At 65.3% G+C, this 26,786-nt stretch carries 24 protein-coding genes; 17 read left to right on the plus strand and 7 right to left on the minus strand.

Annotated elements, in window-relative coordinates; translation table 11 throughout:
* Window positions 1-108: 108 nt before the first annotated feature.
* Window positions 109-363, minus strand: coding sequence for a DUF4113 domain-containing protein (locus tag QUV35_RS08125; protein ID WP_300872524.1), 255 nt, complete (start codon window positions 361-363; stop codon window positions 109-111).
* Window positions 364-491: 128 nt separating this feature from the next.
* Window positions 492-1,613 carry a tyrosine-type recombinase/integrase gene (locus tag QUV35_RS08130; RefSeq protein ID WP_300872527.1) on the minus strand — a complete coding sequence of 374 codons (1,122 nt, stop codon included), beginning with the start codon at window positions 1,611-1,613 and terminating at the stop codon, window positions 492-494.
* Between the two features lie 112 nt (window positions 1,614-1,725).
* Between QUV35_RS08130 and dusA the strand changes: the two genes are divergently transcribed.
* The 3 genes from dusA (at window position 1,726) to QUV35_RS08145 (ending at window position 5,487) form a co-directional block, all read left to right on the plus strand.
* The gene (dusA, locus tag QUV35_RS08135; RefSeq protein ID WP_300872706.1) at window positions 1,726-2,742 is read left to right on the plus strand and encodes a tRNA dihydrouridine(20/20a) synthase DusA; all 1,017 of its coding nucleotides are present in this window, start codon (window positions 1,726-1,728) and stop codon (window positions 2,740-2,742) included.
* 24 nt (window positions 2,743-2,766) lie between these two features.
* Window positions 2,767-3,660, plus strand: a complete 894-nt coding sequence (locus tag QUV35_RS08140) for an alpha/beta fold hydrolase (protein WP_300872529.1) — start codon at window positions 2,767-2,769, stop codon at window positions 3,658-3,660.
* Window positions 3,661-3,783: 123 nt separating this feature from the next.
* The gene (locus tag QUV35_RS08145) at window positions 3,784-5,487 is read left to right on the plus strand and encodes an alkaline phosphatase D family protein (protein ID WP_300872531.1); all 1,704 of its coding nucleotides are present in this window, start codon (window positions 3,784-3,786) and stop codon (window positions 5,485-5,487) included.
* A gap of 10 nt (window positions 5,488-5,497) precedes the next feature.
* Here QUV35_RS08145 and QUV35_RS08150 read toward each other — a convergent pair whose 3' ends face one another.
* A complete protein-coding gene (locus QUV35_RS08150; RefSeq protein ID WP_300872533.1) occupies window positions 5,498-6,133 on the minus strand; it encodes a GntR family transcriptional regulator in 636 nt (211 codons plus the stop codon).
* Between the two features lie 96 nt (window positions 6,134-6,229).
* Between QUV35_RS08150 and scpA the strand changes: the two genes are divergently transcribed.
* The 8 genes from scpA (at window position 6,230) to QUV35_RS08190 (ending at window position 15,250) form a co-directional block, all read left to right on the plus strand.
* Entirely contained in the window at window positions 6,230-8,413 is a 2,184-nt protein-coding gene (gene scpA / locus QUV35_RS08155) for a methylmalonyl-CoA mutase (RefSeq protein WP_300872535.1), read from the plus strand.
* A 38-nt stretch (window positions 8,414-8,451) separates the two neighbouring features.
* Window positions 8,452-8,739: a CopG family transcriptional regulator gene (locus QUV35_RS08160; RefSeq protein WP_300872537.1), complete on the plus strand. Its 288-nt coding sequence runs from the start codon at window positions 8,452-8,454 to the stop codon at window positions 8,737-8,739.
* Complete coding sequence (locus tag QUV35_RS08165; RefSeq protein ID WP_300872539.1) at window positions 8,720-9,139, plus strand: hypothetical protein; 420 nt, start codon at window positions 8,720-8,722, stop codon at window positions 9,137-9,139. The genes QUV35_RS08160 and QUV35_RS08165 overlap by 20 nt, the downstream gene beginning before the upstream one ends.
* Window positions 9,140-9,150: 11 nt before the next feature.
* On the plus strand, window positions 9,151-10,155 hold the full coding sequence (gene meaB, locus QUV35_RS08170; protein WP_300872708.1) for a methylmalonyl Co-A mutase-associated GTPase MeaB: 1,005 nt from the start codon (window positions 9,151-9,153) through the stop codon (window positions 10,153-10,155).
* Between the two features lie 29 nt (window positions 10,156-10,184).
* Window positions 10,185-11,717, plus strand: coding sequence for an acyl-CoA carboxylase subunit beta (locus QUV35_RS08175; RefSeq protein ID WP_300872541.1), 1,533 nt, complete (start codon window positions 10,185-10,187; stop codon window positions 11,715-11,717).
* Window positions 11,718-12,017: 300 nt separating this feature from the next.
* Complete coding sequence (locus QUV35_RS08180; RefSeq protein WP_300872543.1) at window positions 12,018-14,066, plus strand: acetyl/propionyl/methylcrotonyl-CoA carboxylase subunit alpha; 2,049 nt, start codon at window positions 12,018-12,020, stop codon at window positions 14,064-14,066.
* Between the two features lie 83 nt (window positions 14,067-14,149).
* Window positions 14,150-14,746 carry a phospholipid methyltransferase gene (locus tag QUV35_RS08185; protein ID WP_300872545.1) on the plus strand — a complete coding sequence of 199 codons (597 nt, stop codon included), beginning with the start codon at window positions 14,150-14,152 and terminating at the stop codon, window positions 14,744-14,746.
* A 3-nt stretch (window positions 14,747-14,749) separates the two neighbouring features.
* The gene (locus QUV35_RS08190) at window positions 14,750-15,250 is read left to right on the plus strand and encodes a VOC family protein (protein ID WP_300872547.1); all 501 of its coding nucleotides are present in this window, start codon (window positions 14,750-14,752) and stop codon (window positions 15,248-15,250) included.
* Between the two features lie 25 nt (window positions 15,251-15,275).
* On the opposite strand, the gene QUV35_RS08195 is transcribed toward QUV35_RS08190, so the two are convergent.
* Window positions 15,276-15,650, minus strand: coding sequence for a cupin domain-containing protein (locus tag QUV35_RS08195; protein ID WP_300872549.1), 375 nt, complete (start codon window positions 15,648-15,650; stop codon window positions 15,276-15,278).
* Window positions 15,651-15,807: 157 nt separating this feature from the next.
* Between QUV35_RS08195 and QUV35_RS08200 the strand changes: the two genes are divergently transcribed.
* Together QUV35_RS08200 and QUV35_RS08205 are read left to right on the plus strand one after the other, a co-directional pair.
* Window positions 15,808-16,098, plus strand: coding sequence for a hypothetical protein (locus QUV35_RS08200; RefSeq protein ID WP_300872551.1), 291 nt, complete (start codon window positions 15,808-15,810; stop codon window positions 16,096-16,098).
* 83 nt (window positions 16,099-16,181) lie between these two features.
* Window positions 16,182-17,702 carry a methyl-accepting chemotaxis protein gene (locus QUV35_RS08205; RefSeq protein ID WP_300872553.1) on the plus strand — a complete coding sequence of 507 codons (1,521 nt, stop codon included), beginning with the start codon at window positions 16,182-16,184 and terminating at the stop codon, window positions 17,700-17,702.
* A gap of 13 nt (window positions 17,703-17,715) precedes the next feature.
* On the opposite strand, the gene rsxB is transcribed toward QUV35_RS08205, so the two are convergent.
* Together rsxB and phaZ are read right to left on the minus strand one after the other, a co-directional pair.
* Entirely contained in the window at window positions 17,716-18,372 is a 657-nt protein-coding gene (gene rsxB, locus QUV35_RS08210) for an electron transport complex subunit RsxB (RefSeq protein WP_300872555.1), read from the minus strand.
* Window positions 18,373-18,425: 53 nt separating this feature from the next.
* Complete coding sequence (phaZ, locus tag QUV35_RS08215; protein WP_300872557.1) at window positions 18,426-19,904, minus strand: polyhydroxyalkanoate depolymerase; 1,479 nt, start codon at window positions 19,902-19,904, stop codon at window positions 18,426-18,428.
* 158 nt (window positions 19,905-20,062) lie between these two features.
* Between phaZ and ygiD the strand changes: the two genes are divergently transcribed.
* A complete protein-coding gene (gene ygiD, locus QUV35_RS08220) occupies window positions 20,063-20,923 on the plus strand; it encodes a 4,5-DOPA dioxygenase extradiol (RefSeq protein WP_300872559.1) in 861 nt (286 codons plus the stop codon).
* 30 nt (window positions 20,924-20,953) lie between these two features.
* Here the strand turns inward: ygiD and QUV35_RS08225 are convergent, their stop codons facing one another.
* Window positions 20,954-22,150 carry an amino acid aminotransferase gene (locus QUV35_RS08225; protein WP_300872561.1) on the minus strand — a complete coding sequence of 399 codons (1,197 nt, stop codon included), beginning with the start codon at window positions 22,148-22,150 and terminating at the stop codon, window positions 20,954-20,956.
* Window positions 22,151-22,762: 612 nt separating this feature from the next.
* On the opposite strand from QUV35_RS08225, the gene wecB reads away from it, so the two are divergent.
* The 3 genes from wecB (at window position 22,763) to QUV35_RS08240 (ending at window position 26,695) form a co-directional block, all read left to right on the plus strand.
* On the plus strand, window positions 22,763-23,902 hold the full coding sequence (gene wecB / locus QUV35_RS08230; RefSeq protein ID WP_300872563.1) for a non-hydrolyzing UDP-N-acetylglucosamine 2-epimerase: 1,140 nt from the start codon (window positions 22,763-22,765) through the stop codon (window positions 23,900-23,902).
* On the plus strand, window positions 23,903-25,123 hold the full coding sequence (wecC, locus tag QUV35_RS08235; protein ID WP_300872565.1) for a UDP-N-acetyl-D-mannosamine dehydrogenase: 1,221 nt from the start codon (window positions 23,903-23,905) through the stop codon (window positions 25,121-25,123).
* 249 nt (window positions 25,124-25,372) lie between these two features.
* On the plus strand, window positions 25,373-26,695 hold the full coding sequence (locus tag QUV35_RS08240) for a UDP-glucose/GDP-mannose dehydrogenase family protein (RefSeq protein WP_300872567.1): 1,323 nt from the start codon (window positions 25,373-25,375) through the stop codon (window positions 26,693-26,695).
* The last annotated feature ends 91 nt before the right edge of the window (window positions 26,696-26,786 follow it).

Genomic DNA, 26,786 nt, shown 5'->3' on the forward strand with positions numbered 1-26,786 from the left:
AGAGGCCGACTGTTCAAATCGACCCTGGCGCATTATGGATTCAGGTGGCTCCAAACGTCCACAAAAAACTGCACCAGATGCCCAGCGGCGCCCCTCTTTTTGGGTGGGTCAAGCGCGCACCACAGGCATGTCTTCCCAGCGGGTCGTGTACTGCGGCGTGCGGCGTTCCTGCTTCATTGACCACTGTCTGCGCTCGCCCTGCAGCCCCGTGCTGGCGAGCAGGATCGTGCCCCGTCCATACCGGCGATTCAGACCATCCAGCGCGTCCATCAACCTGCCCTTGTCCGGGATTGTTGTCGCCGACGTTGAATTGAGCCATGCGCCGGCTTTGCGGTGAGCCGGATTGAGCGCACCTAAATCCAAGCTTGACGCCACTTGCAACTCGTTTGCTCTTGCTCAGTCGACGGTCGGCAGGTGGCTCAATTTGGCGACGGCGCCAACAGTCATGGTCTGAAAAACCGTCCTCGGGTGGCTGCAACACCAATCAGCTTTTACTTTGCAATGTTGCGTGACTTGGATTTGGTGTTTGACGTTTGAAGCCCGCTCGCGGTTTTCCCGAGAATTGTCTTCAACCACGGCCAGTTTGCGTATTTGTCGCCGACTTGCCGCAGGTGCGTGTAACGCTTCAGACTGGTCCACGACCGATGACCAGAGACACATGCGACACGGGGGATGCTCCAGCCCAACTCAAACAGGCGGCTGATGCCCTCGTGGCGCAAGTCGTGGAAGTGCAGGTCATCAATGCCGAGCAAAACGCAGGCTCGCGTGAATGATGCGCTCACCGACTGGGCGTTATAGGGCCAGATGACTCCCTCGGTCGCTGGCTGCAGCTCAATCAGCTTCAAGGCCTCTGGCGTGAGCGTTGTTGTGACATCGTTGCCGATCTTCTCACCTGGGTTTTTCATGTCTCGTACAACAATCTCTAGATTGGTCCTGTCGAGAACCTTGCCCTCCAGACGCGTGATTTCCTCTTGGCGCCGGGTGCTGAAGATGGCGAACAGGATCAGCCTGGTCATGGGGATGATGTCTTTTCGCTTGGCCTCGGCAACGGTGTAGTGGCCCATGAGCTTGTCAAGCTCCACCAGGGTAGGGCGGCGGTTGCGCTCCCTAGACTTACCTATGAGTCCCAGCTTGCCGAGCACTATCCGCGCATCATCAATGGACTGCTTCTCCAGTGGGTAGCCCCATGCTGGCTTGGCCACGCTGAAGATCGATGCCAAGTGGGAAATGTAGTTGCCACGCGTGGACGGCTCTGCGTCGAGGCTTTGTGCGAATCTCACCAATTCCTGACTGGTAATCTGAGAGCAGTGCAGGGCGCCGATCTCGGCATCCTTGATCGTGTTGAGTACCTGGGCCTTGGTCTTGCCGTGCGCCTTCTGCTTCTCCCGGTTGTACTGGTCGATCACGTCCCTGAGCAGGGGGTCGATAGGCTTGGTCAGAGCGCCGGGCTGCGCCAGTTCGGTTTCCCTTTTCTTCAGCCAGGCCTGCGCAGCGGGCTTTCGATCGAAGGTCTTGGACTCAGTGAAGATGACCTTGCTGTCTGCTTTGAGCCGGATTTGCGCTGTGTGGCCGACGGTGCCGTCTTGGCGCTTGCGTGAGAGAATCGTTCCCATGGGAGTGCTACATTGAAGTTTTGTAGCACTCAATGTAGCACTCATAGAACAAAATGGGGCGAAAAGTGAGCAAACCAGCGTGAATCAGATAGAGCCAAATCAACCTGTTTTCATAGGAGAAACCGCTCCATCGAGCCCCTGGCGCCTCTCTGTCGCGCCGATGATGGACTGGACGGATCGGCATTGCCGCTACTTCCACCGCCTGCTGACGAAGCAGACCCTGCTCTACACCGAGATGGTGACCACCGGTGCGCTGGCGCACGGCAGCGTTCAGCGGCACCTGCGCTTCAACGCCGAGGAGCACCCTGTGGCCCTGCAGCTCGGTGGCAGCGACGCGGCCGAGCTGGCCTTTGCCGCCCGGCTGGGCGAGCAGTGGGGCTATGACGAGATCAACCTCAACTGTGGCTGCCCGAGCGACCGCGTTCAGCGTGGCGCCTTCGGTGCCTGCCTCATGGCCGAGCCGCAGACGGTGGCCGACGGTGTGAAGGCGATGGTGGATGCGGTGTCCATCCCCGTCACAGTGAAGCACCGCATCGGCATCGACCGGGTGGAGAGCTACGACTTCGTGCGCGACTTCGTGGGCACGGTGAGCGAGGCGGGTTGCAAGGTGTTCCTGGTGCACGCACGAAACGCGTGGCTCGACGGCCTCTCGCCCAAGGAAAACCGCGAGGTGCCGCCGCTGCGCTACGAACTGGCCTACCGCCTCAAGCGCGACTTTCCCGGGCTCACGATCGGCATCAACGGCGGCATCACGACCAACGCGCAGATCGCCGAACACCTGCAGCAGGTCGACGGCGTGATGGTGGGGCGCGAGGCCTACCACAACCCCTGGCTGCTCACCTCGTGGGACGAAACCTTCTTTGGCGCTGCACCCGGTGCGATCTCGCGCGAGGAGGTGGAAGAACGGATGGTGGCCTACATGGAGCGCGCCTTCGCTGAAGACGGCTGCCCCTGGTACGCGATCGCACGCCACATGCTGGGCCTGCGCCACGGCTTGCGCGGCGCGCGGCGCTGGCGCCAGATCTGGAGCGACCACCGCCTCAAACCCCTGCCGCCGCGCGAGGTCTGGGCGATGGCACGGGACAGCATCGACGTCGAATCCCGGCCCGCGCCCGCCACGCTGGCGTGACACCTTCCCTCCCACAAGGTCACCATGTCTGATTTGCCCCCGGCGCTCGACGCCGAACGTTTCGAGATCGACACGGCGGCCGGCCGCGTGAGCGCCTACCGGGCCTGGCCCGCGTCGGGCGCGGCCAACCTGCCGCCGGTGCTGCTGGTGCACAGCGTCAACGCCTCCGGCTCGGCGGCCGAGGTGGCGCCGCTGTTCGAGCACTGCCGCCGGCGCCGGGCGGTGTATGCGCTGGACCTGCCGGGCTTCGGCTTCTCCGATCGCAGCGACCGCGTCTACACGCCGCGCCTGATGACGGACGCGATCCATGCGCTGCTCGCGCACATGCGCCAGGCCCACGGCGTGGAGGCGATCGACGTGCTCGGTGTGTCGCTGGCCAGCGAGTTCGTGGTGCGCGCGCAGCAGGAGGCGCCCCACACGGTTCGGCGCATGGCGCTGGTCAGCCCCACCGGTTTCAGCGGTCCCAAGCGGCGCCACGGGCCAGCGGGCAGCACCTTGTTCCAGGCCTGGCTGTTCAGGATCCTGTCCTGGCCGTTCTGGACCCGGGGCATCTACCGCAACCTCACCCGTCCCGGCGTGATCCGCTACTTTCTGGAGCGCACCTGGGGCTCCAAACGCATCGACGAAGCGCTGTGGCGCTACGACGTGCTCACCACGCGCCAGCCCGGCGCGCGTTTTGCGCCGCTGCACTTTGTCTCGGCGGGCTTGTTCAGCCGCGACATCAACACCTTGTACGAGGCGGTCACCTGCCCGGTGTGGGTGAGCATGGCCACGCTGGGCGACTTCACCGATTACCAGGGCAAGGTGACGGTGGAGCAGCGCCCGAACTGGCAGTTCCACGCCATTGAAGGCGGGGCCTTGCCGTATTTCGAAGACCTGGCCGCCTTCACCGACCGCCTCGATCCGTTCTGGGCCTAGGCGCCGACGGACTTCCCGCCGCTGCCGAGCCCAAGGGCCTCACGGGCCATTCACGGCCCTGTCAAATTCGGCCGCCAAGCTGCACCCAGCCAGCCTGCTCCGGGTTGGGTAACAGGATCCGTCATGGCGTTTTCCAATCGGCGCAGTTTCATCATCCGTGTGGCTTCCGCGTCTGCCGCCGTGGCGGCGGGAGGCCTGCTCTCGGCCTGCGGCGGGGGCGATGACGACACGGTCGCCGCAACGACACCAGCCCGGTTCGATTTCGGCGTGGCCAGCGGCGACCCGCTGGCCGACCGGGTGGTGCTCTGGACCCACGCGGCCCCGGCAGACGGGCTGTCGGCGGTGAACCTGAGCTGGGAAGTGGCCACGGACGCCGGTTTCACCCAGCGGGTGTCCAGCGGTCAGGTTCAGGCCACCCTGGCGAGCGGCTTCACTGCCAAGGTGGATGCCACCGGCCTGAGCGCAGGACAAAGCTATTTCTACCGCTTCCGCGAAGGCAGCAACAACTCGCCGGTGGGTCGCACCCGCACCTTGCCCGCCCCGGGCGTGGCCAGTGTGAAGCTGGCGGTGTTCAGCTGTGCCAACTACCCCGCCGGCTTTTTCCATGCCTACAGCGAGGCGGTGAACCTGGGAGCCGAGTACGCGGTGCACCTGGGCGACTACATCTACGAATACCCGGCCACCGGCTATGCCTCGCAGGACGCGGTGGCCCTGGGCCGCGTGAGCACCCCCGCCAACGAATGCTTCACGCTGGCCGACTATCGCGAGCGTTATGCCCAGTACCGCAGCGACCCGGACCTCAAGCGCCTGCACGCCAGCCTGCCGCTGATCGCCGTGTGGGACGACCACGAAATCGCCAACGACGCCTGGGTGGGTGGTGCCGAGAACCACACCGAAGGCGTGGAGGGCGCGTTTGTCGACCGCGTGGCCGCAGCCCTGCAGGTCTGGCACGAGTGGATGCCGATCCGCACGCCCGACATGACCGATCTGCGCCGGATCTACCGCAGCTTCGACTTCGGCCAGTTGCTGTCGCTGCACATGCTCGAGACCCGCCTGCTCGGGCGCGACAGAGGCGTCGATTTGCCCGACCTGGTGAACCCGGCGACCCAGGCGGCGGCGCTGGCCAGCCTGACGTCAGCCACGCGCCAGATGCTGGGCGCCGATCAGCAGACCTGGCTGTCGCAGCAGATGGCGGCGTCCAGCGCCACCTGGCAGGTGCTGGGCCAGCAGGTGCTGATGGGCCGCATGGCGTTTCCGGTCTCCATCCTGCAGGCGCTCAACCCCGCGAACACCGATCCGGCGGCCCAGGCGGCCGGACTGCAGGCGATCACCGACTACCTCACGGCCAAAGCCACACCGGCGGGGGCCCGCACACCGACCCAACAGGCCCTGCTCGATCCCGCGATCAACCCATTGCTGGGCTACAACCTCGACGCCTGGGACGGATACCCGGTGGCGCGTGAGGTGCTGCTGGGCACGGCAGCGGCCCAGGGCAAACGGCTGGTGACGCTGGCCGGCGACACGCACAACGCCTGGCACAACGACCTGACCTTGCTCAACGGCACAAAAGTGGGTGAGGAGTTTGCAACGCCGGGGGTGAGTTCGCCCGGCCTGGAGGAGTACCTCTCGGCCATTCCTGCAGCGCAGGTGGCCAGCATCTTCGCCGGGGTGATCGACACGCTGAACTACACCGACACGTCGCGCCGGGGTTTTCTGATGATGACCTTCGCCCCGGCGGCCGCCACCGGCGACTGGTACTTCGTGAACACGGTGAAATCGTCCACCTACGCCGTGACGCTGGGGCACAGCGCCACATTCAACGCCTGAGGGCGAAGGCTCAGACGGCGGCTTGCAGGCCGTTCTGGAAGTGCTCCCGCATGCGCTGCACCGCCAGCGCGCCATTGCGCTGACCCAGCGCGTCGACGATGGCGCGGTGCTCGGCGAGCGACTCCTGAATGCGCCCGGCCTTGAGCAGGGAGTTGTGGCGGTTGAGCTTCATCACCTTTCGCAGGTCGGCCACCATCTGCTCGCGCCAGCGGTTGCGCGCGAGTTCCAGCACGCGCATGTGGAACTGCTCGTTGAGCGAAAAGAACCGGTCGCGCTCGCCCGCGGCGGCTTCCAGCGCGTCGTGCAGGGTTTGCAGCTCGACCAGTTCGGCGTCGGTGGCGCGTTCGGCCACCACGCCGGCGGCGTCGGATTCCAGCAGCGCCAGCAGGTGGTAGACGTCGGCCAGGTCTTTCTCGGACACTTCGGTCACGTAGGCACCGCGCCGCACCTTCATCGTCACCAGGCCTTCGGCCGCCAGCACCTTGAGGGCTTCGCGCAGCGGGGTTCGGCTGATGCCGTATTCCTCGGCGAGCTTGAGTTCGTCGATCCAGCTGCCGGGCTCCAGCTCGCGCTGAAAGATGCGCTGGCGCAGCAGTTCGGCGACTTCTTCATAGAGGGCGCGGGGCGCAAGGGAGAGGGCGGACATGGGCGGCATTGTAAGTCGCAAGGAATATTCTGCATCAATAATTATGAATGATATAAAATCCCGGCCGATCCCGCGACATTCCAACCATTGCCCGCCATGAGCTCCACAACGCCAGATACAGCGCCCGACACAGCGCCCGAATTCCCTCCCGTTCCTCTTGAAGCCTGGACCCGGGCCGCACAGAAATCGGCGCCCGGCGGCGACCTGTCCGCCCTCGACTGGGTCACGCCCGACGGCATTCGTGTGAAACCGCTCTACACGGCGCAAGACACGGCCGGTTTGCCCAACACCCACACGCTGCCCGGCTTCGAGCCCTTCATTCGCGGCCCGCAGGCCACCATGTACGCGGTGCGCCCCTGGACGATCCGCCAGTACGCCGGCTTCTCCACCGCCGAAGAAAGCAACGCCTTCTACCGCAAGGCGCTGGCCGCGGGCGGGCAGGGCGTGTCGGTGGCGTTCGACCTGGCCACCCACCGCGGATACGACAGCGACCACCCGCGCGTGACCGGTGATGTCGGCAAGGCCGGCGTGGCCATCGATTCGGTGGAGGACATGAAGATCCTGTTCGACCAGATCCCGCTGGACAAGGTGTCGGTCTCCATGACCATGAACGGCGCGGTGCTGCCGGTGCTCGCCGGCTATGTGGTGGCGGCCGAAGAGCAGGGCGTGGCACAGGACCAGTTGAGCGGAACGATCCAGAACGACATCCTCAAGGAGTTCATGGTCCGCAACACCTACATCTACCCGCCCGAGCCGTCGATGAAGATCATCGGCGACATCATCGAGTACACGGCGGGCCACATGCCCAGGTTCAACTCGATCTCGATTTCGGGCTACCACATGCAGGAAGCCGGCGCCAACCAGGCGCTCGAACTCGCCTTCACGCTGGCCGACGGCCAGGAGTACGTGAAGACCGCCATCGCCAAGGGCATGGACGTGGACGGCTTCGCCGGGCGCCTGTCGTTCTTCTGGGCGATCGGCATGAACTTCTACCTCGAGATCGCCAAGATGCGCGCGGCACGCCTGCTGTGGACGCGCATCATGAAAGGCTTCAACGCGAAGAACCCGAAGAGCCTGATGCTGCGCACCCACTGCCAGACCTCGGGCTGGAGCCTGACCGAGCAGGATCCCTACAACAACGTGGTGCGCACCACCATCGAAGCCATGGCCGCGGTGTTCGGCGGCACCCAGAGCCTGCACACCAACAGCTTCGACGAAGCCATCGCGCTGCCCACCGAGTTCAGCTCGCGCATTGCGCGCAACACGCAGCTGATCATCCAGGAAGAGACCCACATCGCCAACGTGGTGGACCCCTGGGCCGGCAGCTACATGATGGAAAGCCTCACGCAGGAGATGGCCGACAAGGCCTGGGCCATCATCGAGGAAGTGCAGGCCATGGGCGGCATGACCAAGGCGGTGGACAGCGGCTGGGCCAAGCTCAAGATCGAAGCCGCCGCGGCCGAGAAGCAGGCGCGCATCGACTCCGGACGCGACGTGATCGTCGGCGTCAACAAGTACAAGCTCAAGACCGAGGACGCGATCGAGGCGCGCGACATCGACAACGTGGCGGTGCGCGACGGGCAGATCGAGCGGCTCGGGAAGATCAAGGCCACCCGCGACGGTGCACAGGTGCTGGCCGCGCTCGATGCGCTCACTGCCGCCGCCGAGAGCGGCGAGGGCAACCTGCTTGACCTGTCGATCAAGGCGATGCGACTGCGCGCCACCGTGGGCGAGGTGAGCGATGCGCTGGAGAAGGTTTTCGGGCGCCACCGCGCCGATACACAAAAGGTGACCGGTGTGTATGCAGCTGCCTACGATTCTGCCGAGGGCTGGGACGCCCTCAAGACCGAGATCAACGCCTTTGCCGAAGAGCAGGGCCGCCGCCCGCGCGTGATGATCAGCAAGCTGGGCCAGGACGGCCACGACCGCGGTGCAAAAGTGGTGGCCACGGCGTTTGCCGACCTCGGCTTCGACGTCGACATGGGGCCGCTGTTCCAGACACCCGAAGAGTGCGCCCGCCAGGCGATCGAGAACGATGTGCACGCGGTCGGCGTGTCCACGCTGGCCGCCGGTCACAAGACCCTGGTGCCGGCCATCATCGCCGAGCTCAAGAAGCAGGGCGCCGACGACATCATCGTGTTCGTGGGCGGCGTGATTCCGCGCCAGGACTACGAGATGCTGTACGAGGCCGGTGTCAAGGGCATCTACGGCCCGGGCACGCCGATTCCGGCGAGTGCGAAGGACGTGCTGGAACAGATCCGCAAGGCGCTCAAGGCCTGATTGTGATACCGTAATACGGTATTAATCGGGAGATCATCATGGCTGTATCCGTTCGCATGGACCCCTTGCTGGAGAAAGAGCTGGAGCTGGCCGCTCGCCGCCAGGGCGTGACCAAGTCCCAGTTCATCGTGGACGCGGTGGAGCGCGCGCTCGGCCGCAAGAATCCCTATGAGTTGCTGGTGGCCTTGAAGGCCGAAGAAGCGCAAGCTCAATACAAGGCCGTGACCAAGGCGTTCAAAGGTGAAGAACAGTCCTACGACACCGACGGCTCGCGCGCAGCCATTGTGAAGAAACTCAAGGCCAAGCATGGCAGCCGTGCTGGTTGACGCCGGACCGATGGTGGCAGTGTTCGGGGCGAAGCAGCCTCGGGCCAAGCACTACCTGGACCTGTTCAAGAAGGCGGCCGACCTGAACTGGTCGCTCTCCACCACCTGGCCTTGCGTGGTGGAGGCCAGCTACCTGCTCGCGCCGCCGCAGCGCTACACCTTTCTGCGCTGGGTGGGGGCGGGCGCGCTCTCGGTGTTTCCGTTTCAGCAGGAGATGCTGGAAGAGTTTGTCAGTCTGATGCAGCGTTACACCGAAGCACCGCGCACCGAGATGGACCTGGCCGACGCATCGCTGCTCTGGCTGGCGTCCGACTCGGGTGTGACCTCCATCATGACCACCGATGTGCGCGATTTCTCACGCTACCGGTTGCCCGACGGGCGAGGCTTCGACATCCTGTGAACACCGCCCCCATCAACGCAGTGGGAACACTGCACACCCTTGTGCATGGCGAAGCCATGCCCCAGCGCCGCGCCATCGCCAAGGCCATCACGCTGCTCGAATCCACCCGCGCCGACCACCGCGCCCAGGGCGACGGCTTGCTCACCGCCTTGCTGCCGCACACCGGCAAGGCTTTCCGCCTGGGCATCAGTGGCGTGCCGGGCGTGGGCAAGAGCACCTTCATCGAAGTGCTGGGCCTGTACCTGATCGACAAGGGCCACCGGGTGGCGGTGCTCACCGTGGACCCGTCCAGCACCGTCTCGGGCGGCTCGATCCTGGGTGACAAGACGCGCATGGAGAAGCTCTCAGTGCACGAACAGGCTTACATCCGCCCGAGCCCGAGCAGCGGCACGCTGGGCGGCGTGGCCGAAAAAACCCGCGAGGCCATGCTGGTCTGCGAGGCCGCCGGCTTTGATGTGGTGATCGTCGAAACCGTGGGCGTGGGCCAGAGCGAGACCGCGGTGAGCGGCATGACCGACATGTTCGTGCTGATGCAGTTGCCCAATGCGGGCGACGATCTGCAGGCGATCAAGAAGGGCGTGATGGAACTGGCCGACCTGGTGGTCATCAACAAGGCCGATATCGACCCTGACGCAGCGACACGTGCGCGGGCACAGATCACTTCGTCGTTGCGACTGCTGGGTCTGCAGGGGCATCCAGAACATGTTCACCACGATGCCGCGGTCTGGCACCCGCAGGTGATCCAGCTCAGCGCCTTGCTCGGCCGCGGTGTCGATGCCTTCTGGACCGAGGTCTTGCGCTTTCGTGGGTTGCAGACCGCCAACGGCCAGTTGACCATGCGCCGCCAGCAACAAGCGCGCGCCTGGATGTGGGAGCGCATCGACGCCGGCCTCAAGCAACGCTTTCGCGCGCACCCGAAGGTGCGCGCCGCGCTGGACGACACCACGCAGCGCGTGCTGGCCGGCACCTTGCCGGCCAGCACCGCAGCCCGCCAGCTTCTCGACCTTTTTGACTGATCCCCAAGCTTTCCCTGGAGAACAAAACCATGCAGGACATCCTTCAACAACTCGAAGAAAAGCGCGCCGCTGCCCGACTGGGTGGTGGTGAAAAACGAATTGCCGCGCAACATGCCAAGGGCAAGCTGAGCGCACGCGAGCGGCTGGAGGTGCTGCTCGACGAAGGCACTTTTGAAGAGTGGGACATGTTCGTCGAACACCGCTGCACCGACTTCGGCATGCAGGACAACAAGATCCCGGGCGACGGTGTGGTCACCGGCTACGGCATGATCAACGGCCGCCTGGTGTTCGTGTTCAGCCAGGACTTCACGGTGTTCGGCGGCGCCCTCTCCGAGGCCCATGCCGAGAAGATCTGCAAGGTGATGGACCAGGCCATGAAGGTCGGCGCACCGGTGATCGGCCTCAACGACTCGGGCGGCGCGCGCATCCAGGAGGGCGTGGCTTCGCTCGGCGGTTATGCCGACGTGTTCCAGCGCAACGTGATGGCCAGTGGCGTGGTGCCGCAGATCAGCATGATCATGGGCCCGTCGGCGGGTGGTGCGGTGTACTCGCCAGCCATGACCGACTTCATCTTCATGGTCAAGGACTCGGCCTACATGTTCGTCACCGGCCCCGAGGTGGTGAAGACCGTGACGCACGAGGAGGTGACCGCCGAAGAACTCGGTGGTGCCATCACCCACACCACGAAAAGCGGCGTGGCCGACCTCGCATTCGAGAACGATGTGGAAGCGCTGCTGATGCTGCGCCGCCTCTACAACTACCTGCCGCTGAACAACCGGGAGAAAGCGCCGGTGCGACCCAGCGGTGACCCGATCGACCGCATGGACACCAGCCTGGACACCCTGGTGCCGGAGAACCCGAACAAGCCCTACGACATGAAGGAGCTGATCGTCAAGACGGTGGACGACGGTGACTTCTTCGAGCTGCAGCCCGAGTACGCAAAGAACATCCTGATCGGCTTCGCGCGCATGGACGGCCAGACGGTGGGCATCGTGGCCAACCAGCCGCTGGTGCTCGCCGGTTGCCTGGACATCAAGAGCAGCATCAAGGCCGCGCGCTTCGTGCGCTTCTGCGACGCCTTCAACATTCCCGTGATCACCTTCGTCGACGTACCCGGCTTCATGCCCGGCACCTCGCAGGAGTACGGCGGCATCATCAAGCACGGCGCCAAACTGCTCTATGCGTATGCCGAGTGCACCGTGCCCAAGATCACCGTGATCACGCGCAAGGCCTACGGCGGCGCCTACGACGTGATGAGTTCCAAGCACCTGCGTGGCGACGTGAACTTCGCCTGGCCCAATGCCGAGATCGCGGTGATGGGCGCCAAGGGTGCGGTGGAGATCATCTTCCGTGAAGAGAAAAAGGACCCGGCCAAGCTGGCGCAGCGCGAGGCCGAGTACAAGGCCCGTTTCGCCAACCCCTTCGTGGCCGGTGCGCGCGGCTTCATCGACGACGTGATCCTGCCGCACGAAACACGCAAGCGCATCTGCCGTTCGCTGGTGATGCTGAAGGACAAGAAGTTGGAGAACCCGTGGCGCAAGCACGGGAACATCCCGCTGTGATGTGTTCTCGCGCAGGAGCGGACTGGCCGGACGTTTTGCTCCGTGTCCCCCGGCCTTCGGCCTCCTCCTTTACCTACGCAAAACGCCCGACCAGCCCACTCCCGGGTTTGTGGCCGACCGCCGATTGCAATCAACGCCCCTTCGCAGCGACGTGTATGCCGTGTCCGCCGCAGCGAAGTCAAGGAGGAGCCGGCCGCAGGCCGGCGGGGGACATGAGCGCAGGCGGACACGGCGTGCACGTCACGGGCTCAGCAACATCTGCATGCCCAACGAATTGATTCCCGACGAGGAGAGATTTCCATGTTCAAGAAAATCCTGATTGCCAACCGCGGCGAAATCGCCTGCCGCGTGATCGCCACCGCGAAGAAGATGGGCATCGCCACCGTGGCGGTGTATTCCGAGGCCGACAAGGAGGCCCGCCATGTGCAGATGGCCGACGAGGCCGTGTTGCTCGGCCCGGCGCCCTCGCGCGAGAGTTACCTGGTGGCCGACAAGATCATCGCCGCGGCGAAGCAGACCGGTGCCCAGGCCATCCACCCTGGCTACGGCTTCCTGTCGGAAAACGAAGCGTTTGCAAAGCGGGTGGAAGAGGAGGGCATGGCCTTCATCGGGCCCAGGCACTTCAGCATCGCGGCCATGGGCGACAAGATCGCGTCCAAGAAGCTGGCGAACGCGGCCAGGGTCAACACCATCCCGGGCTGGAACGACGCCATCGAAAACGCAGAGCGCGCGGTGGAGATCGCCCGGGACATCGGCTACCCCGTCATGATCAAGGCCAGTGCCGGCGGCGGTGGCAAGGGGCTGCGGGTGGCCTTCAACGACAGGGACGCGCTCGACGGATTCACCGCCTGCCAGAACGAGGCGCGCAACAGCTTCGGCGACGACCGCATCTTCATCGAGAAGTTTGTGCAGGAGCCGCGCCACATCGAGATCCAGGTGCTGGGCGATTCGCACGGCAACGTGATCTACCTCAACGAGCGCGAGTGCTCGATCCAGCGCCGCCACCAGAAGGTGATCGAAGAGGCGCCGTCGCCCTTCATCAGCGATGCCACCCGCAAGGCCATGGGCGAACAGGCCGTGGCGCTGGCCAAGGCGGTGAAATACCAGAGTGCGGGCACGGTGGAGTTCGTGGTCGGCAAGAACCAGGATTTCTACTTTCTCGAGATGAACACCCGTCTGCAGGTGGAGCATCCGGTGACCGAATGCATCACCGGGCTGGACCTGGTGGAGCTGATGATCCGCGTGGCCGCGGGCGAGAAGCTGCCGCTGACCCAGGACCAGGTCAGGCGCGATGGCTGGGCGATCGAGTGCCGCATCAACGCCGAGGACCCGTTCCGCAATTTCCTGCCGAGCACCGGGCGCCTGGTGCGCTTTGTGCCGCCTGCGCAGAGCATGTGGCAAGGCAACACCGTCGACCTGCTCGGCGTGCGTGTGGACACCGGTGTGCAGGATGGTGGCGAGATTCCGATGTTTTACGACTCGATGATTGCCAAGCTGATCGTGCACGGCCGGGACCGGACGGACGCGATCGCGAAGATGCGCGAAGCGCTCAACGCCTTTGTGATTCGCGGGATCAGCAGCAACATTCCGTTCCAGGCCGCGCTGCTGGCGCATCCGAAGTTCGTGGCGGGCGACTTCAACACCGGCTTCATTGCCGAGCAATACGGCCAGGGTTTCCGCGCCGAGGACGTGCCGCACGCCGACCCCGATTTTCTGGTGGCGCTGGCCGCCTTCGTGCGGCGCAAGTCGCGCGAGCGTGCCGCCGGCCTGTCGGGCCAGTTGCCGGGCTATGGCGTGAAAGTGGGGCACGATTTTCGCGTGATCGTGCTCGGCTCCACGGGTGGGCACCTGTACAAGCCGGTGCATGTGGACGAGGTGGTGGGCCAGCTTGGCTCGGCCGTGGTCACGGTGGCCGGCCAGCGCTACGCCATCAGCAGCCCGTCACGCCTGAACGACATCTGCATCACCGGTGAATGCAACGGCCGGCCCTTCACCGCGCAGATCGAGCGCGGCACGCCGCGCAACCCGCTGGCGCTGGTGGTGCAGCACAACGGCACGCGCATCGAGACCATGGTGGTTTCCCCGCGCATGGCCGAACTGCATGCGCTCATGCCGTTCAAGGCACCGGCCGACATGAGCAAATACGTGCTCTCGCCCATGCCGGGCCTGCTGGTTGAAGTGGCTGTGCAGCCGGGCCAGAAGGTGCAGGCCGGCGAACGCGTGGCGGTGATCGAGGCGATGAAGATGGAGAACGTGCTGTTCGCTGCGGCCGACGGCGTGGTGGGCAAGGTGCTGGCCGCCAAGGGCGAATCGCTGGTGGTCGACCAACCGATCGTCGAGTTCGAATGACGCCTGCGACGCGCGCGGCCCCCCGGCCGGCCGACCTGGAGTTGCGATACCCTGTGGGGCAGTGCAACTCACAAGGGGACCGCATGCGGCAAGGTTTGGCTTTTGCGCTGGGCTACCTGCGCAATCCCAGGCGGGTCGGCGCCATCGCCCCGGCCTCGAAAGCGCTGGCCCAGGCCATCCTGCACGAGGTGCTGCGGGCCGAACCGCAGGTGCTGATCGAGGTGGGTGCCGGCACCGGGGCCATCACCCGGGCCCTGTTGCCCGCCCTGGGGCGTGTCGGGCGTTTCATGGTCATCGAACGCGACCCGGGCTTTGCGCAACTGCTGCGCCGGAGTTTTCCCGATCTGGAAGTGCTCAACCATTGCGCCACGCGGCTCGATGCGCTGGACATCGATCTGCACGCCCCGGTCACCTTGGTGTCTTCGCTGCCCCTGCTGTCGATGACACGCGAAGAAGCCCGTGGCTGCATCGACGCCATGGTGGCGCTGATCGAAACACGTCCGGGCTCGCGCCTCATCCAGTACACCTACGCCTCGCCCCACCTGCGGCCATTCCGGGACATCCCGGTGGGCTGGCGCTGGCGTCGCGCTGCCTCGATCTGGGCCAACCTGCCGCCGGCCACGGTCTGGACGCTGGAGCAGGCCAGCCACCCTTCACTCGTCCACAACGCTGTTCACTGACCCATGAGCCCTTCGATTCCCTCCGTCCGTCCTTTCAAGGTGCTGGGCGTCCAGCAGATCGCCATCGGCGGCACCGACAAGCAACGCCTGCAGAAACTCTGGGTCGACATGCTGGGCCTGGAGGTCACCGGCACTTTCCGCAGCGAGCGCGAAAACGTGGATGAGGACATCTGCGCCATCGGCAGCGGGCCTTTCAAGGTCGAGGTCGATCTGATGCAGCCGCTGGACCCGGAAAAAAAGCCCGCGGTGCACACCACGCCGCTCAACCATGTCGGTCTCTGGATCGACGATCTGACGGCCGCGGTGGACTGGCTCACTGCCCAGGGCGTGCGGTTTGCACCGGGCGGCATCCGCCGGGGTGCGGCAGGGTTCGACATCACCTTCCTGCACCCCAGGGCCAGCGACGAGTTTCCGATCGCTGGTGAAGGCGTGCTGATCGAACTGGTGCAGGCACCGCCCGAGGTGGTCAGCGCCTTTGCCCGCTTGTCGGCGTCGCCCGTCTGACGCTTGCGAGCGCCAACGTGGAGCCTCACTCCGCAATCATGTAGGTCTTGGTGAGCGGCTCCAGCACCTCGAACTCGCCGGCAAAACCCGGCGCAATGTAGAGGCCCTCGCCGGGCCCGAGTTCTTCAAATCCGCCCAGCGCGTCGTGCACGCGGCAGCGGCCCAGCAGCACGGTGAACAGTTCACGCTCGGTGTCACCCATGGCGATGCGCCAGCGTCCGGGCTCGCAGCGCCAGACGCCGCAAAAGACCTGTCCGGCCGGCAACGCGGCATCCACCCGGTTCCAGGTTTCGCGCAACGGGTTGCCCTGCACCAGGCGATCGGGCCTGGGGTGGTCTGTTTCGGGCGCGCCAGCGGGCTGGGCGGTGAGCTTGATCAGGCGTGGGCTTGGCGGGTTCATGACGGGATTGTGCCGGGAGCGGCCGCCGAAACGCCGAGCAAGCCTGGTTTCTGGCCACTGTTCCGGGGACTGCACCGGCTGCAGCCCGCCTACGCTTGTGGTGTCCGGGAGCCGCCTGTCTGCGCACCTGGCCCCACACACGTCCCAGGAGTTCGCCATGAGCACGGTACCGACCCGCACAACGCCTGCAACACAGCGCCTCGCGAGCAGCCGTCGCGCGCCCGACGCGGGGCAGCTCTGGCCGCACGATCTGCTCGAGGCGTTCTGCCTTCGCATGTCGAGTCGGGGCATGTGCGTGAGCTGCGCCCTGATGCAGCACGACCGGCGATACGGCCTGGAGCAGCTCACCCATGCCCACAACATGGCCGACGATGCGCTGCGTGCGATGGCGGTGCAGCTGTTCCGGCATTTTGAAGCCCGCCAGTCGGGGATTCCAGCGCGCCATTGAAGACAAGCGGCCGCTGCCTTCCGGCTCAAGACCGCAGGCTCGCGGTCGATAACCACAGCAACACCAAGAGGAGAGACTCTCGCATGTCCAGCACGAATCCCCTGAGCCCCGGCACCTGGCTGATGCGGCGCTTGCGCCTGCGCGGCAAGTTGTTGCTGATGGCCGCCGCTTCCCTGTTGCCGCAGGCGCTCAGCTGGGTGGTCTCGGGACAGTCGTCGGCGGCTGGCTGGGGGCTGGGCGCCGCACTGGGTGGAGCGGTGCTGCTGGTTTACCTGATGGTCTGCTTCTACTTCAGCTTCACGAACGACCTCCGGCAGGTGCTCGCCAGCCTGGAGCAGACGGCTTCGGGCAACCTGCGCACCGTGCTCAAGGCGCGCGGCAGCGACGAGCTCGCCGACCTCACCCGCCTGCTCGACCGTGTGGTGGGCAACCTCTCTTCGATGGTGGCCGAGGTGCGCAGCAATTCGGCCCTGGTGGCCCACGCCGGGAAAAGCCTGGCCACCGGCAACCGCGACCTGGCCGACCGCACCGAGCAGCAGGCCGCCAATCTGGAGCAGACCGCCGCCAGCGTGCAGGAGCTCTCCAGCACGGTGCAGCAAAACGCACAGACCGCCGGCGACTCGGACCAACAGGCCGCCCAGGTGCGCGACGTGGCCGAGTCGGGTGCACAGTCGATGGGGCGCGCGGTCGAGTCGGTCGAAGGCATCCAGAAAAGTGCGCAGCAGATGAACGAGATCATCGGCGTGATCGACAGTCTGGCGTTCCAGACCAACATCCTGGCGCTCAACGCGGCGGTGGAAGCCGCCCGCGCGGGAGAGCAGGGCAGGGGCTTTGCCGTGGTGGCCGCCGAGGTGCGCTCACTGGCCCAGCGCTCCGCCGCCTCGGCCAGGGAAATCCGCCAGCTCATCGAGAATTCGCGCCAGCAGGTCGAGGCCAGCGTGACGCAGATCCGCACGGCCGGCAGCAGCATCCAGCAGATCGCCGACGGTGTGCGCGGCGTGGCGGCCAACATGTCGCTGATCTCTGCGTCGAGCGCCGAGCAAAGCACGGGCCTGAGCGAGATTTCCTCGGCCGTATCGCAGCTCGACGAGATCACGCAGCGCAACGCCCAGATGGTCGAGCGCGCCGTGGCGCAGGCCGATCAGCTGGAGCAGCGCGCCGCCCATTTGTCCAAGGCGGTGTCGTCCTTCATGTTGCAGCAGGGCACGGCCGAAGAAGCCATGCTGCTGGTCGACCGGGCGCAACTCATGCGCCAGCAGCGCGGGCGCGATGCCTTCGTGCGTGAGATCACCACGCCCAGCAACGGATTCCACGACCGCGACATGTACGTGTTCGCGCTCGACAGGAGCGGCGTCTACCGCTCCTTCGGTGGCAAGCCCGAGAAGGTGGGCAGCCGCGTGCAGGACATCCCCGGCATCGATGGACAGGCGCTGCTCGATGCCATCGTGTCGCAGGCCGAAGTCGGCCCGGGCTGGGTCGAGTACGACATCGGCAACCCGGCCAACGGCAGCATCCAGGCCAAGATGTCGTATGTGGTGAAGGTGGACGACCTGTACGTGGGCTGCGGCGTCTACAAGACCGCTGCCGCCCGCCAGGCGGCCTGAGCCCGACGCGGCTTCAGGCGCCTTCGCGCCGGGCCCGGGCCCGCGCGAGCGCGGCTTCGATCACGGCGCGCTTCTTGTCCAGCAGGGCCTCGTCGGTGATCTGCGAATGCGCGGCGAGGTCGGACAGCTTCTCTTGCGCCCGGGCCTCCAGCTGCGCGTCGTGCTCCCGTTTCTCACGCGCCAGCCGGATCTGCCGGGCATCGAAACGCGCCTTGCCCTGACGCGCCTGTTCGGCCGTCCAGGCCTGCCAGCCGGTTCGTTCGCCGCTCACGATCTCGAGCGAAATGCAGTCCACCGGGCACACCGGCAGGCACAACTCACAGCCGGTGCAGACCGGCTCGATCACGGTGTGCATGCGCTTGTTGCTGCCCACGATGGCATCGGTGGGGCAGACCTTGATGCACAGCGTGCAGCCGATGCACCAGTCCTCGTCGATCACGGCCACGGTGACCGGTCCTTCGATGCCGTTGTGCGGATTGAGGGGCTGGATGGGCTTCGCGGTGATGGCCGCCAGACGCGCAATGCCCTCGGCACCGCCGGGTGGGCACTGGTTGATGGCGGCCGAGCCGTCGGCAATGGCCTGCGCATAGCTTGCGCAGTCGGGATAACCGCAGCGGGTGCACTGGGTCTGCGGCAGGACGGCGTCGATGCGCCGGGCGAGGTCGTTCATGCCGGCCAATATACCGGCGCCGCAGTGGGCGCCGCAGGAGCAGGGAATGCCGCTCAGGTGGCCGCGGGGCGCGGCTTGCGTGGCGTGGGCTTGGCAGCGCGCTTGGCCGCAGGCTGGGCAGCCATGGTCTTCGCAGCCGGTTTGGCACGCACTTTCACGGGTGCCTTCGCCGCTGCCTTGACCGCAGCCCTGGCCGGCGCTTTCGCCGGTGCCTGGGTGGCGGCCTTCGCAGGCGTGGGCGCTGCGGACGCTGCCTGCGGCTCTGCGGGCGGCTGGTGAACCATCAGGAAGGCCTTCACGACCGGGTGCACGTACTCGCGCCAGCGGCGGCCGCTGAAGATGCCGTAGTGGCCGGCACCGGCGGCTTCGTAGTGCATGCGGTGCGTCTGGGGAATGCCGGTGCACAGATCGTGTGCGGCGGCCGTCTGGCCCGAGCCCGAGATGTCGTCGAGTTCGCCTTCGATGGTGAGCAGGGCAGTGTGCTGGATGTCCTGGGGACGCACGCGCTCGAGCTGGCCTTGCGGGTTTTTCACATCCCAGGTGCCGTTGACGAGCTTGAAGTCCTGGAACACGGTGTCGATGGTTTCCAGGTAGTAGTCGGCGTCCATGTCGAGCACCGCGTTGTACTCGTCGTAGAACTTGCGGTGGCTTTCGGCGCTCTCGTTGTCGCCCTTGATCAGGTCCTTGAAGTAGTCGTAGTGGCTGGTGGCGTGGCGGTCGGGGTTCATGGCCACGAACCCGGTGTGCTGCAGGAAGCCGGGGTACACGCGGCGACCGGCGCCGGGGAAGTTGTCGGGCACGCGGTAGATCACGTTGTTCTCGAACCACGAGTGGGCGCGCTGGGTGGCCAGGTTGTTCACCGAGGTGGGCGACTTGCGGGCGTCGATGGGGCCGCCCATCATCGTCATGGACAGTGGCGTGGTCTCGCCGCGGCTGGCCATCAGCGAGACGGCGGCGAGCACCGGCACGGTGGGCTGGCAAACGCTGACCACGTGGCAGTTGCCGTAGCCTTTTTGCAGGTGGCGGATGAATTCCTGCACGTAGTTCACGTAGTCGTCGAGGTGGAACTCACCCTCGGACAGCGGCACCAGGCGGGCGTTTTTCCAGTCGGTGATGTAGACCTTGTGGTCCTTGAGCATGGTGCGCACGGTGTCGCGCAGCAGCGTGGCGTAGTGGCCGGAGAGTGGCGCCACGATCAGCACGACCGGCTCGCCCTTGAGCTTGGCCAGCGTGCTGGTGTCGTCGGAAAAGCGCTTGAACCGGCGCAGTTCGCAAAAAGGCTTGTCCATCTCGATGCGCTCGTGCACCGCCACTTCGATGCCGTCGATGTCCACCGTGTGGATGCCGAAAACCGGCTTCTCGTAGTCCTTGCCCAGGCGGTGCATCAGGTCGTACCCCGCCGAGATGCGCTGGGCCAGCGGCAACTGGGCCATGGGCAGCGAAGGGTTCGTGAACAGCTTGGCGGCCACTTCGGCCAAGTCCGAAAACGGCTCCATCATGGACCGTTGTGTCTCGTAGATCTGATAAAGCATGGGCGTCCGACTCGTTATGTTGCAGTGCAATATAGCAGCATGCGCTGGGGAGTGTTAGCGTGATAACACCTAATTTCAAGGGCGTTCTGTCACCTTCGTGAAAGAATCCCGACGCCCGTTTCCAGCTGCCTGCCAGGCGGCGCACCCCGCCCGAACCCATGCCAGACACCTCTTCCACCCCCGCCGTCGACCTCTCCTGGGCGGAGCTGCCCGCCACCGCCCGCCTGCCGGTGCTGTTCGTTGGTCATGGCAGTCCGATGAATGCCATTGAAGACAACCGCTGGCGCCGGAGCTGGCAGGCCTTGGGCACCGAAATGCGCGCTCTTCTGCCGCCACCGAGGCTGATCCTGTGCATATCGGCCCACTGGCTCACGCCAGGATGGCAGCTCACCGCCATGGCCCGCCCGCGCACCATCCATGACTTCGGTGGCTTCCCCCAGGCGCTGTTCGACCAGCAGTACCCGGCACCAGGTTCACCGGCCGCCGCCCGTTTCATCAGCGACACCGTGCGCCAGCCCGGCTCCGGGCTGCCGCTGGCGCTCGATGCGGGCGACTGGGGCCTGGACCACGGCGCCTGGTCCATCCTCAAGCCCATGTTTCCCGAGGCGGACATCCCGGTCATCCAGCTCAGCATGGACCACGGCCGGCCGGCCGCCGATCACTTTGCGGTGGGCCGGCAACTGGCACCGCTGCGCGAGAAAGGTGTGCTCATCGTCGCCAGCGGCAACACGGTGCACAACCTGCGCACGATGCGCCGCGATGCCACAGACGACCAGGCCTGGGACTGGGCGATCGAGTTCGACCGCACCACCGCCGATCACATCGCACAACGGCGACTGCCGGCGCTGTGCGATTTTCAGCAGTGGGGCGCCTCGACGCAGATGGCGCATCCGACCACGGAGCACTACCTGCCGCTGCTGTACGCGGCGGGCGCGGTGCAGGAAGACGACCAGCCCCGCTTCTTCAACGAAGGATTCCAGGGCGGCTCGATCTCGATGCGATCGGTTGTCTGGGCCTGATCCCTGCCGCGCCTGTTGGCAAGGCGCGCCTCAGACCACCTTGGCGATCGACTGGCACACGTAGTCGATGTTCTTGCTGTTGAGCGCAGCCACGCACATGCGCCCGGTGTCGGTGCCGTAGACGCCGAACTCGCTGCGCAGTCGCACCATCTGGTCCTTGTTGAGGCCGGAGTAGCTGAACATGCCGATCTGGCTGGTGATGAAGCCCATGTCCTGCTTCACGCCGGCGGCCTTGAGGCCGTCCACCAGCTTCTGGCGCATGGCCTTGATGCGCACCCGCATTTCGCCGAGCTCTTTCTCCCAGAGCGCGCGCAGCTCGGGGTTGTTGAGCACGGCAGCCACCACCGCGCCACCGTGGATCGGCGGGTTGGAGTAGTTGGTGCGGATGGCGATCTTGAGCTGCGACAGCACGCGCGCCGCTTCTTCTGCGCTGTCACACAGCACCGACAGGGCGCCCACGCGCTCGCCGTACAGGCTGAAGCTTTTGGAGAACGAGGTGGAGACAAAAAACACCAGGCCGGCGGCCACGAATTTGGCGATCACCGCACCGTCTTCGGCAATGCCGTGGCCGAACCCCTGGTAGGCCATGTCGAGGAAGGGTGTGAGGCTGCGGGCCTTGACGACAGCAATCACCTGGTCCCATTGCCCGGGGGTGATGTCGTAGCCGGTGGGGTTGTGGCAGCAGGCGTGCAGCACGACGATGGTGCCGGGCGCAGCCGCGTTCAGGCTGGCCAGCATGCCGTCGAAGTTGACGCCCCGTTTTTCGGCGTCGTAGTAGGCGTAGCTGCCGACCGTGAAGCCGGCGTTGGTGAAGAGGGCGCGGTGGTTTTCCCAGCTTGGATCGCTGATCAGCACCGTGGCCTGCGGATTGAGGCGCTTCAGAAAATCGGCACCGATTTTCAGACCCCCGGTGCCGCCGATGGCCTGCACGGTGGCCACCCGGCCGGACCTGACCGGCTCGGAGTCGACGCCGAACACCAGGCCCTTGACGGCGGCGTCGTAGGCGGCGATGCCGTCGATGGGGAGGTAGCCGCGCGCGGTGGGCTTGTCCATCATGGTTTTCTCAGCGCTTTGCACGCACTGCAGCAAGGGCAGTTTGCCGTTGTCGTCGAAGTACACGCCCACGCCGAGGTTCACCTTGTTGGGGTTGGTGTCGGCGGCAAATTGTTCGTTCAAGCCCAGGATGGGGTCGCGCGGCGCCATTTCGACGGCGGTGAAGAGGGACATGCTGAGGTTCCAGAAAGTTGGTGGGAAAGCCAGCCTGTGATTTTAGTCGGCTGGTGCGCCCGCACCGGTCGAAGTTGGGTGCGGATCCGGACCGGCCTCCCCGGCCTTCCCTGGAACACCAGCTTCCAGGAAGACGAAATCCTGCGCTGAGGTGACCCGAATCCGGCGACAGCCCGACTTGCTGTTGCCCAGAACGCGCCCGCCGATGGGTGGAGGTGCCCTCGGGAACGGCATCGCGACCGTCTTGAGCAGCCCCGGCAGGCCCCGGCGGCATGGGGCCGACGGATGCTTGAACGACAAGCCGGGCGACGCCCGGCGGCACCTTCCCACGACGTTGCGTCCCCGCAGCAGCCATGACTGCCTCACAGCCCACGGATTCAAGCAGCACAATCGAGCCATGCCCGATCCAGCCGTCCTTCAGGAATGAATGGCTCCAACGGCCATAAATGGTCAGGGCGCAAGGCCATCCTTTCCGAGCCACCGCCATGAGCGGCCGGCGGGAGCCGCTGAAGCATGAAAAATCAGGTACTTCGTCGAGTCGGTGTGGAACGGGCGCGACAGCCCGGCCTGCTGCCACCCTGAGTACGAGCCACTTGCAAGGAAAGCATCGAAATGAAAGTCATGGTCGTCTTCGGAACCCGCCCGGAAGCCATCAAGATGGCGCCTTTGGTGAAAGGCCTGCAGGCCCGCAGCGGCGAAATTCAAACCGTGGTGTGCGTGACCGCGCAACACCGCGAAATGCTCGACCAGGTGCTCAAGCTGTTCGACATCGTGCCCGAGCATGACCTCAACATCATGAAACCGGGGCAAGACCTGTTCGACATCACCGGCAACATCCTGGCCGGGCTCAAGCCCGTGCTTCTGCAAGAGAAGCCCGACCTGGTCCTGGTCCATGGCGACACAACGACCACGCTGGCCGCCAGCCTGGCCGCGTACTACGCCCAGGTGCCTGTGGGACATGTGGAGGCCGGCTTGCGCACCGGCAACAAGCGGGCGCCGTACCCGGAAGAAATGAACCGCCGGCTCACCGGCGCCATTGCCGACCTGCACTACGCACCCACCAGCGCGGCAGAGGCCAACCTGCTGCGCGAAGGCGTGCCGCCCGCCAGCATTCATGTGACCGGCAACACCGTCATCGACGCGCTGCTGGCCGTGGTGCACAAACTGCGCAACGACGCCGAGGCACAAACGGCGTTGAAGGAACGCTTCGCCTTTCTGAACCCGGCCAAGCGGCTCATTCTGGTGACGGGTCACCGCCGCGAGAACTTCGGCGAAGGCTTTCAGAACATCTGCGAAGCCCTGGCCGACATTGCCGCCGAGCACAGCAACGTCGAGGTTCTCTACCCGGTGCACCTGAACCCCAATGTGCGCCAGCCGGTGGCAGACATTCTGGCGGCGCGAAAGCTGGACAACGTGCACCTCATCGACCCGGTGGACTATCTGCCGTTTGTGTACCTCATGGACCGCGCCTTTCTCATCATCACCGACTCGGGCGGGGTGCAGGAAGAGGCGCCGTCGCTGGGCAAGCCGGTGCTGGTGATGCGTGACACCACCGAGCGCCCCGAGGCCGTGGACGCCGGCACGGTGCGGCTGGTGGGCACATCGCGCGAGAAGATCGTGTCCGAGACCCGCCGCCTGCTCACCGATGAGGCGGCGTACACGCGCATGTCCCGGGCACACAACCCCTACGGCGACGGCAAGGCCGTCGAACGCATCATTGAATCGATCCTGTCCTTGAAAGGAAAACCATAAGTGGCACACGAACTGCAAAAAATCGTCGTCATGGGCCTGGGCTACATCGGCCTGCCCACCGCTTCCATGCTGGCCACCAAGGGGCACACCGTGCTGGGTGTGGACGTGAACGAGTCGGCGGTGAACACCATCAATTCGGGGCGCATCCACATCATCGAGCCCGACCTCGACATCCTGGTGCGCTCCGCCGTGAACAGCGGCAACCTGCGCGCCTCGCTCACGCCGGAGGAGGGTGACACCTTCATCCTGGCCGTGCCCACGCCCTTCAAGGAAGAGGGCGGCAACCCCAAGGCGCCCGACCTGTCGTATGTCGAGGCTGCCACGCGGGCCATTGCGCCCTACCTGCGCGAAGACAACCTGGTCATCCTGGAGTCCACCTCGCCGGTGGGAACCACCGAGGTGATCGAAAACATCATTCACGGCCTGCGCCCCGACCTGGTGGGCAAGGTGCACACCGCCCATTGTCCCGAGCGGGTGCTTCCCGGCCACATCCTGCGCGAGCTGGTCGACAACGACCGCATCATTGGCGGCACCACCAAGGCGGCCATCACCAAGGCTCGCACGCTCTACAAATCCTTCTGCAACGGCGCCATCCTGGAGACAGACAGCCGAACAGCCGAACTCTCCAAGCTGGTGGAGAACTCGTTCCGCGACGTCAACATTGCCTTTGCCAACGAGCTGTCTGTCATCTGTGACAAGCTGGGCATCAGCGTCTGGGAAACGATTGCGCTGGCCAACCGGCACCCGCGAGTGAACATCCTGCAACCCGGACCGGGCGTGGGTGGCCACTGCATTGCGGTTGACCCGTGGTTCATCGTGTCCAGCGCACCCGAGGAAGCGCGTCTGATCCGCACGGCGCGAGAGGTGAATGACGCCAAGCCGCACTGGGTCATCGAAAAAGTGCGCGCCAAGGCCGAGCGCTTCAAGGACCCGGTGATCGGCTGCCTGGGCCTGACCTTCAAGGCCAACATCGACGACCTGCGCGAATCACCGTCGATGGACATCGTCAAGCTGCTGCTCAAGTCGGGCATCGGCACTGTGATGGCTTGCGACCCCAATGTGGCCAGGGACAAGGCGCCGTTTCCCCTGCACGAACTCAAGGACGTGTTGAAGAGGGCCGACATTCTGTTGCTGCTGGTGGACCACCACGAGTTCACCGACATCGACCCGCAGGTGATCAAGGACAAGGTGGTGATCGATACAAAAGGCGTGCTGCGCTGATCCGGTCCCCCATGCTATTTTCGCTCGTCTCTTCGCTCATCCCGGGTTCGCTCAGACCCCTTCGCAGCGTCTTCGTGGAGACCCTCCTGCGCGCCCTTTTCAAGACCATGGGAGCGCCAGCCAGGCGATCAAGCGGGTGAAGCGTCGCGCGGGTGGGCTGGCGCTGCTCGGGGTCTGTTGTGTCATGGCACATGGCTATGATGCGGGCATCGATCAACCGGCCCCTGCGCCGCATCAAGACAGCACAGCATGAAAATCACAGTGGTCGGAACCGGATACGTGGGCCTGGTGAGCGGCGCGTGTCTGTCTGAGGTGGGCAACGACGTGTTGTGCCTTGATGTGAACCCGGAAAAGATCCGCATTCTGGAAGAGGGCGGCATTCCGATCTTCGAACCCGGCCTGCAGGAGATGGTGCAACGCAACGTGGCGGCCGGTCGCTTGCGCTTCACCACCGATGTGTCTCGCGCGGTGCACCACGGCACCATCCAGTTCATTGCGGTGGGCACGCCGCCCGACGAAGACGGCTCGGCCGACATGCAGTATGTGCTGGCTGCGGCGCGCAACATCGGCCGCCTCATGACCGACTACAAGGTCGTGGTGGACAAGAGCACGGTGCCGGTGGGCACCGCCGACCGGGTCAACGAAGCCATTGCCGACGAGCTGCGCCAGCGTGGCGTGCAGACGCCGTACGCGGTGGTATCCAACCCGGAGTTCCTGAAAGAGGGCGCTGCGGTGGAGGACTTCATGCGGCCCGACCGCATCATCGTGGGCGCCAACGACGAACAGGCGGTGCACCTCATGCGCGCCATTTACGCGCCGTTCCAGCGCAACCGCGAACGGCTCATCGTCACCGACGTGCGCAGCGCCGAACTCACCAAGTACGCGGCCAACGCGATGCTGGCCACGCGCATCAGCTTCATGAACGAACTGGCCAACCTGGCCGAGGCGCTGGGCGCCGACATTGAAATGGTGCGCCAGGGCATGGGCTCCGACCCGCGCATTGGTTACCACTTCCTGTACCCCGGCGCAGGCTATGGCGGCTCGTGTTTCCCCAAGGACGTGAAGGCGCTCATCAAGACCGCAGCCGACCAGGATGGACTCGACCTGAAGGTGCTCAGCGCAGTTGAAGCCGCCAACGACGCGCAGAAACATGTGCTGGGCCGCAAGGTCAAGCAGCGCCTGGGCGACGACCTCAAGGGCCGCCATTTTGCGGTGTGGGGCCTGGCCTTCAAGCCCAATACCGACGACATGCGCGAAGCTCCCAGCCTGGAGCTGCTGGCCGACCTGCTGGGCGCTGGCGCCACCGCCACGGTGTACGACCCGGTGGCCATGCACGAGGCCCGGCGCGTGCTCGGGGACGAGCCGCGCATCACCTATGCCAACAACCCCAATGACGCCCTGGTGGACGCGGATGCGTTGGTCATCGTGACCGAGTGGAAAGAATTCCGCAGTCCCGACTTCGACCTGATCAAACAGCGCCTGAAGCAGCCGCTGATCGTGGACGGGCGCAACCTGTACGACCCGGCGCTGGTGCGCGGCATGGGGTTCGATTACCTGGCCATCGGGCGCTGAAGCAAACGCGCGCGCCCGACCGCCCGGAGGCAGAATGGCGGCGTGCGGCCCGCCGTGACGCACCTGGTGCTGCAGGGTGCCTTGTACCTGC

This window comes from Hydrogenophaga sp., assembly GCF_030373225.1.
In the GTDB taxonomy this organism is placed as follows: Bacteria; Pseudomonadota; Gammaproteobacteria; order Burkholderiales; family Burkholderiaceae_C; genus Hydrogenophaga.

Bases quoted from the DNA above. Each gene is read 5' to 3' on its own strand.
- QUV35_RS08130 (WP_300872527.1), bottom strand. From the start codon at position 1,613: ATGGGAACGATTCTCTCACGCAAGCGCCAAGACGGCACCGTCGGCCAC.
- QUV35_RS08140 (WP_300872529.1), top strand. From the start codon at position 2,767: ATGTCTGATTTGCCCCCGGCGCTCGACGCCGAACGTTTCGAGATCGAC.
- QUV35_RS08145 (WP_300872531.1), top strand. From the start codon at position 3,784: ATGGCGTTTTCCAATCGGCGCAGTTTCATCATCCGTGTGGCTTCCGCG.
- QUV35_RS08150 (WP_300872533.1), bottom strand. From the start codon at position 6,133: ATGTCCGCCCTCTCCCTTGCGCCCCGCGCCCTCTATGAAGAAGTCGCC.
- scpA (WP_300872535.1), top strand. From the start codon at position 6,230: ATGAGCTCCACAACGCCAGATACAGCGCCCGACACAGCGCCCGAATTC.
- QUV35_RS08160 (WP_300872537.1), top strand. From the start codon at position 8,452: ATGGCTGTATCCGTTCGCATGGACCCCTTGCTGGAGAAAGAGCTGGAG.
- QUV35_RS08165 (WP_300872539.1), top strand. From the start codon at position 8,720: ATGGCAGCCGTGCTGGTTGACGCCGGACCGATGGTGGCAGTGTTCGGG.
- QUV35_RS08175 (WP_300872541.1), top strand. From the start codon at position 10,185: ATGCAGGACATCCTTCAACAACTCGAAGAAAAGCGCGCCGCTGCCCGA.
- QUV35_RS08180 (WP_300872543.1), top strand. From the start codon at position 12,018: ATGTTCAAGAAAATCCTGATTGCCAACCGCGGCGAAATCGCCTGCCGC.
- QUV35_RS08185 (WP_300872545.1), top strand. From the start codon at position 14,150: ATGCGGCAAGGTTTGGCTTTTGCGCTGGGCTACCTGCGCAATCCCAGG.
- QUV35_RS08190 (WP_300872547.1), top strand. From the start codon at position 14,750: ATGAGCCCTTCGATTCCCTCCGTCCGTCCTTTCAAGGTGCTGGGCGTC.
- QUV35_RS08195 (WP_300872549.1), bottom strand. From the start codon at position 15,650: ATGAACCCGCCAAGCCCACGCCTGATCAAGCTCACCGCCCAGCCCGCT.
- QUV35_RS08200 (WP_300872551.1), top strand. From the start codon at position 15,808: ATGAGCACGGTACCGACCCGCACAACGCCTGCAACACAGCGCCTCGCG.
- QUV35_RS08205 (WP_300872553.1), top strand. From the start codon at position 16,182: ATGTCCAGCACGAATCCCCTGAGCCCCGGCACCTGGCTGATGCGGCGC.
- rsxB (WP_300872555.1), bottom strand. From the start codon at position 18,372: ATGAACGACCTCGCCCGGCGCATCGACGCCGTCCTGCCGCAGACCCAG.
- phaZ (WP_300872557.1), bottom strand. From the start codon at position 19,904: ATGCTTTATCAGATCTACGAGACACAACGGTCCATGATGGAGCCGTTT.
- ygiD (WP_300872559.1), top strand. From the start codon at position 20,063: ATGCCAGACACCTCTTCCACCCCCGCCGTCGACCTCTCCTGGGCGGAG.
- QUV35_RS08225 (WP_300872561.1), bottom strand. From the start codon at position 22,150: ATGTCCCTCTTCACCGCCGTCGAAATGGCGCCGCGCGACCCCATCCTG.
- wecB (WP_300872563.1), top strand. From the start codon at position 22,763: ATGAAAGTCATGGTCGTCTTCGGAACCCGCCCGGAAGCCATCAAGATG.
- QUV35_RS08240 (WP_300872567.1), top strand. From the start codon at position 25,373: ATGAAAATCACAGTGGTCGGAACCGGATACGTGGGCCTGGTGAGCGGC.